At 32.5% G+C, this 6540-nt stretch carries 6 protein-coding genes; all 6 read right to left on the reverse strand.

Features of this window, described 5'->3' with window-relative positions:
• Window positions 1-202: 202 nt before the first annotated feature.
• Window positions 203-685 (reverse strand): hypothetical protein, encoded by a 483-nt coding sequence (locus Q0C58_RS04330; RefSeq protein WP_290698004.1) that lies wholly within the window; start codon window positions 683-685, stop codon window positions 203-205.
• Between the two features lie 279 nt (window positions 686-964).
• Window positions 965-2764, reverse strand: a complete 1800-nt coding sequence (locus tag Q0C58_RS04335; protein WP_290698005.1) for an FG-GAP-like repeat-containing protein — start codon at window positions 2762-2764, stop codon at window positions 965-967.
• A gap of 82 nt (window positions 2765-2846) precedes the next feature.
• Complete coding sequence (locus tag Q0C58_RS04340; RefSeq protein WP_290698006.1) at window positions 2847-3788, reverse strand: nitronate monooxygenase; 942 nt, start codon at window positions 3786-3788, stop codon at window positions 2847-2849.
• 93 nt (window positions 3789-3881) lie between these two features.
• Window positions 3882-5072 carry a tRNA 2-thiouridine(34) synthase MnmA gene (mnmA, locus tag Q0C58_RS04345; RefSeq protein WP_290698007.1) on the reverse strand — a complete coding sequence of 397 codons (1191 nt, stop codon included), beginning with the start codon at window positions 5070-5072 and terminating at the stop codon, window positions 3882-3884.
• A gap of 241 nt (window positions 5073-5313) precedes the next feature.
• Window positions 5314-6021: a toxin-antitoxin system YwqK family antitoxin gene (locus Q0C58_RS04350; protein ID WP_290698009.1), complete on the reverse strand. Its 708-nt coding sequence runs from the start codon at window positions 6019-6021 to the stop codon at window positions 5314-5316.
• A 159-nt stretch (window positions 6022-6180) separates the two neighbouring features.
• On the reverse strand, window positions 6181-6540 hold a 360-nt coding region (locus Q0C58_RS04355), incomplete at its 5' end, for a YidC/Oxa1 family membrane protein insertase (protein WP_290698010.1).

Below are 6540 nucleotides of genomic sequence, written 5' to 3' on the forward strand. Positions count from 1 at the left end.
TGCGTGTTTAAGCAACTAATTTAGTAAACAAAAACGAACGCGAGAAAATTCCGAAGGAATTTTCCAAATAAGCACTTGCCAAAGCAATTAATTATACACTTTGTTGGCTTTAGTACTTATTCGTAATGTAACTCATTTTTTTTGTTATTTTTTCTATTTAAGATAAAGAGTAATTTCAGTTTTTATATTTGTTGTGTATATTTTAACCACCATTTATTATTCTCTGTTGATCAAGTTTCTGTAAATATAATTTGGCATAATTATACTTATTCATGGATGATTTTTTACTACGATATACTTTTTTTTCTTTTCTATCATAAACTTTAAGAATAACAGCTGAACCACCATTAGAATCACTTGACGTAACATCAAAAACAAAAACAAATCTATACTTGTTGATATCTTTAAATTGAGTATCGTGTCCTGTAAATTTGTTTCTTTTGCTTTTTTTAAAGCTATAATGCACATAATTTTGTACAGATTCATAGTCACCTTTATAATTTTCAATAATTTCACTATCTCTGTTGGTGGTTAACAAAGTAGTTCCTTTTTCTCCAAAATCAGGTGGAATAGCTCCTTTTTCCACATTTAAATATTTAATTGCTACTTTATCTGAGCTTTTACAAGAGTTAGTAACAAGAAATAAAATTAAAAGAATTGTTGATAATTTAGTAAATGTTTTCATATAGTTTTGTTAATTATTTAATGGGATTTTTTATTTGTATTAATGCCAACGTGTTCGCTGATATGAAATCGTTTCAATGTTTTATATCAGACGATAAGCTAAGTTAGTTTTTTAAATTATTAAATACAATAGCAAACTGGTATCTACGCTATATTAACATTAACAAATGTTAATACCTAAAGATCTATAACATTCACCTTGACACCCTTAAAGAAAGCACCAAACTTCTGGTAACAATCTCAACAACAGGCTTCAAATTATCAATTAACGTGGTTATATTTATTCTTTTACAACTTTAAACGTTTGTGAGATGCCATTAATTGTAGCATGTAATAGGTATATTCCGTTTGAATATTTTGACAGATTAACACTCGTATTTTGGTTTGTAATATTCTGTTTGTAAACAGGTTTACCTAGTATATTGTATAACGTTATTTTATCATCGTTAGTAAAAGGTATTTCTTTATTTATTCTAAGATTGAGTAGCGAAGCTACTGGATTAGGATAAATGGATACAGCATTTACAGTGTTTTCAAAATCGTTTACCGACAACGTAGCACTATTACATTCGTTTATAAAAGCAAAACTACCTTCTCCACTTGCTACTAAAGTTGCAGCAGAATCCATACAAATACAACGTCCATCATTATCGTTATAAGTCATATAAATAGCATTGTTTTCAAATGCCTTAAAAGTACATTCTTCAAGAGATAATGCGTCACCTGTAAGCATTTGCGAACCATGATTCCAATTAGAAAAAAGCACATTACCTCCAGCCCATCTATTAAAGCCTGTTTCTTGCGTAAAATCACATGGTTTAAAAAACAATAAATATAATGTACCTGTCCCACCTGCTCCTCCTCCAAAATTAACACCTATAGTGCCATCTCCACGTAAATCGCCAACAAAAGAAATAGATCTAGAAAAGCGTTCTCCATTATCTAGAGCTAAATTAAATCCACCACTTGTTTCGCTAATTTTAGTGTGAGATTTTACTGTTTTATCACTATTTAAATAAAGAATATAACCATCTCCATCATTTTGTTGATTGGCACCTGTAATTAAATCTGGAACACCATCGCCATTTAAGTCTCCTGGTGCACACATTGCGTGACCTATTTGGGCTCCAGAAGAACCATTAGGATTAACACCGTCTGATAATGTATCATTAAATCCATTAAGTCCTTCTGCTATTTTTAGCTTAGAGACTACATTGTAGTTTGTTGCGTCAAGCGAAAGAATCCATATTGCGCCTTTGCCTCCATCAGATTTAAAAGCACCTACGGCTAATTCTTTAGTGCCATCATTATCAATATCTCCAAGCATGGCAACTTCTCTTCCTCCAAAGGCATCTTCATTCTGTAAACCGCCACCAAATCCTCCAGATGTAGAACTAATAGTTACAGTATCTGCACTTATTACGTTAGAGGTGTTATCTAAAAACAATATTCTTATAGCTCCACGATTAGTTCCTCCCATATTAGAATTAGGGTCGCATGCAACTAAATCTATTCTTCCATCATTATTTAAATCTCCAATAGCAGATAAACCTTGTGCTGTAATATTTGGCGTTTTTACATAATTTTTAACAGTACCATCAGTATTTAAATGAATAATATATAATGCGGAATTATTAGATAGTGCAGAAGACACAGCTATATCTGGCACACCATCAGCATCATAATCACCAATACCAGCGACACCGTAACCAAAGAAATTATTAGCAGTTAAAGGCTCATTAAAACCACCTTCAAGCATAGATATTTTTTGATTGGATTGTACAGTACCATCATTATTCATAAAAAGAATATAAACAGCACCTGCGTCTGTTTGCCCATCATCATCAGAGCGAGCACCAACTACTAAATCAAGAACACCATCGCCATTAATATCTCCTGCGACATCGTGATCTCTACTAAATCGATCTCCTGAATCCAGAGACGCAAAGAACCCATTTAAACCTTCTTCTATTTTCACGAAATTGTCGGGACCAAATTGAGTAAGTGTTTGAGAGTTTATTAAGTTTACCGTTATTAATAAAGTAATAACACTTAAAAGTGTAGTGGTTTTTAGTTTCATAATTTGTTTGGAGTTTTATGATTTGACTAAATTTAATCAATAAGGTTTAATTAAAAAAAACAAAGAATTAATAACGATTAGCTTATAAATTAGAGATATTAGACTTAGCTTCCTCAAATTCGGCAACCATTTCGGCTACAATCTCAGCAACAGGTTTAATATCATGTATTAATCCAGCAATTTGACCAATCTCTAATTCACCATCTTCAAGATCACCTTCAAACATACCACGTTTTGCTCTCGCTCTACCTAGCAATTCTTTAAGTTGTTCTGGAGTTGGTGCAGTTTTATAAAGTTCCTGCAATTCATTAAAAAACTTATTTTTCACTAAACGTACAGGCGCTAATTCTTTTAATGTTAATTGTGTATCGCCTTCTTTGGTATCTACCACAACTTGCTTAAACGCTTGATGCGCAGAAGACTCTTCACTAGCTACAAAACGGCTTCCAACTTGCACGCCATCTGCTCCTAAAACCATACAAGCTAACATGGCTTTACCAGTTGCAATACCACCTGCTGCTATTAATGGAATTTGTAATTGCTCTTTTACCATTGGTATTAAAGTAAGTGTTGTGGTTTCGTCTCGACCATTGTGTCCACCAGCTTCAAAACCTTCAGCAACAATAGCATCTACTCCTGCTTCTTGAGATTTTAATGCAAACTTTACACTACTTACAACATGTACAACTGTAATGCCTTTATCTTGTAACCACTTGGTCCATGTTTTAGGATTTCCTGCGGAAGTAAAAACAATTTTCACACCTTCTTCTACAATTATATCCATAATCTCTGTGACATTGGGATACAACATTGGGACATTAACACCAAAAGGCTTATTGGTTGCTTTTTTACATTTTTGAATGTGCTCGCGTAAAACATCAGGATACATACTTCCTGCTCCAATAAGACCAAGAATTCCAGAATTACTTGCTGCAGAAGCTAAACGCCATCCACTATTCCAAATCATTCCTGCTTGGATGATTGGGTGTTTTATATTAAAGAGTTGTGTTATTTTGTTTTGCATAATTAAGATAATGTGTGCGAAATTAATTTTGTTACTTATAAACAGATTGCCACGTCCTTCGTCCTCGCAATGACGATGTGCTATGAAATAGTATTACGAAATCACTCCAGAGCCAACCAATTCGTCTTCTAAATACCAAGCTACAAATTGTCCTTCGGTTATTGCAGATTGTAGGTTTTCAAACTCTACATACAAACCAGAATCTACCTTATGTAAGGTTGCATTTTCTAAAGGTTGCCTATATCTAATTCTTGCCAAAACACTTAAAGTCTCTCCTGTTTTTAAAGCTAAATCTGGTCTTACCCAATGCAATTCTTCATTAGAAACAAATAAAGCGCGTTTATATAAACCTGGATGTTGTTTACCTTGTCCTGTGTAAATTACGTTTTCTTTTACATCTGTATCGATAACAAATAAAGGTTCTACTTTACCACCAACCGATAAGCCTTTACGTTGTCCTTTGGTAAAATAATGAGCGCCTTGATGCTTACCAACTATTTCGCCATCTGCAACTTTATATTCTGCTTTCCTAGAAAGGTATTGTAATTCTTCAGTTTTAGTACTGAAAGTTTTTTGAGTTGTTTTATAATGCGAATTATCCTTCGGAATCTCAACAATAACACCTTCTTTAGCTTTTAGTTGTTGCTGAAGAAAATCTGGCAAACGTACTTTACCTATAAAGCATAAACCTTGTGAGTCTTTTTTATCAGCAGTTATTAAGTCGGCTTTTGCAGCTATCTCACGTACTTCTGGTTTTTGAAGTTCTCCAATAGGAAACAGCGCTTTTGCTAATTGTTGTTGTGACAACTGACATAAAAAATAAGATTGATCCTTATTATTATCCTGTCCTGCTAACAACTGAAACACTTCTTTTCCGTCTTTCTCAATACTACCTTTTCTACAATAATGTCCAGTTGCGACATAATCTGCTCCAAGGTCTAAAGCGATTTTCATGAAAACGTCGAACTTTATTTCTCTGTTACAAAGTACATCTGGATTTGGTGTGCGTCCTTTTTCATATTCATTAAACATATAATCAACAATACGTTCTTTGTATTGCGTGCTTAAATCTACAGTTTGAAATGGTATACCTAGTTTTTCTGCAACTAACATAGCGTCATTACTATCGTCTAGCCAAGGACAGTCGTCTGAAATAGTCACAGAATCGTCGTGCCAATTTTTCATAAAAAGCCCAATAACCTCGTAGCCTTGCTCTTTTAAAAGATAAGCTGCAACGCTAGAATCTACACCTCCAGAAAGTCCTACAATTACTCTTTTTTTCATATTTGTTTTACCGATTGCAAAGATACTGAATGATTGAAAAACTAAAAGATTAAAGAATTAAAAAATTGAAGATTAAAAATTGTAAGTGTAGCTATTTACTATTTATTGAATACTATTACACAGAGATTCACAGAGAAAATAATTACTGAGAAAAAACAAAATAGCTGATTACTGTTTATTCCTAACTGTTTACTGTTTACTGTTTACTGTTTACTGTTTACTGAAGAGTACTTACTAAAAACTACTCTTTCTTCTTCTTATAAGGGTTTTTACTTCGTCTGGTAAAATCTTGTTCTTTTAAAAGTTTGCCGTTTTTATAAAATTTCCAAATACCATGACGTCTGTCTTTTTGGTAAACACCTTCTTGTTCAATTTTTCCTTTTGAGTCATAAATTTTAGCAGATCCATGCAACTCTCCATTTTTATAATTAAAGACCTTAATTAAAATACCAGATTCTGAAAACCATCTCGATTCACCAACTACTATTCCAGCACTATAGTTTTCTTGCTTTGCTAGTTGTCCACTTAAGTAAAACGTTTTATTTAAACCTTCTAGTTCACCTTTATTGTTATAGAATTCCTGAGTCATAACAACTTTAGATTTATTATGGTAATAGAGCCATTTACCAACATAAGTTTTACCTCGCATTCTACCTTTACTAATAAGTTTTTTGGTTGATGAGAAGAATTTTACGTCTGCTAAATCGCTACTTGGACTAAACGTTCTTGTTGCTGTTAAAACAGATTGTCCATCTATATTTTTGTAGAATTTAAAGGTTCCAACTTCTTGTCCATGATTAAATTCTCCTTCGTAACGCAATACTTTTGTGCCCTCGAAATTTTTACTCCAAACACCATGACGCTTTCCATCTGCATCTTTTTGATTGCGATCTTGAGAAAAAGACACTGTTGTTATTAAAGTGAAAATTAAAATTATTAGTTTGTTCATATTTTATGTTTTGTTGCGGATTCCTAACTGCGTAGAAATGACAAATCAATGATTATAACGACTATAAAACAATCTAATTGTTATAGTGCATAAATAGTATTAAACAAAAAAGCTGCCAAACTTATTATTAGATGGCAGCTTTTTAAAATTGTCCGTTATTTATTTTTTATTTTTCTTCTGTTCTTGCTTTTGTTTCTCTGCCTGCTCCATCATATTTTTCATTTTTGTTTGAAATTTACTTTCTTTTTTAGGCTTTGCTTTTTGCACTTGTATTTTAGCAAGAATTTTATCTTCATCTAAAATGAAATTTTTAATCACTATTAAAATACCAATACTAATTAAGTTTGAGATAAAGTAATACAAACTTAAACCTGAAGCATAAGAATTAAAGAATACAATCATCATTATTGGTGCAAAATAAATCATGTATTTCATCATTTTTGCCATATCTGGCATACCTTCTTGCTGTGGTGCAGACATTTGTTGTTGTCCTGTTGTTAACTTCATATAGAAAAAGAT

The organism is Lacinutrix sp. (genome assembly GCF_023299985.1).
Lineage (GTDB): Bacteria > Bacteroidota > Bacteroidia > Flavobacteriales > Flavobacteriaceae > Lacinutrix.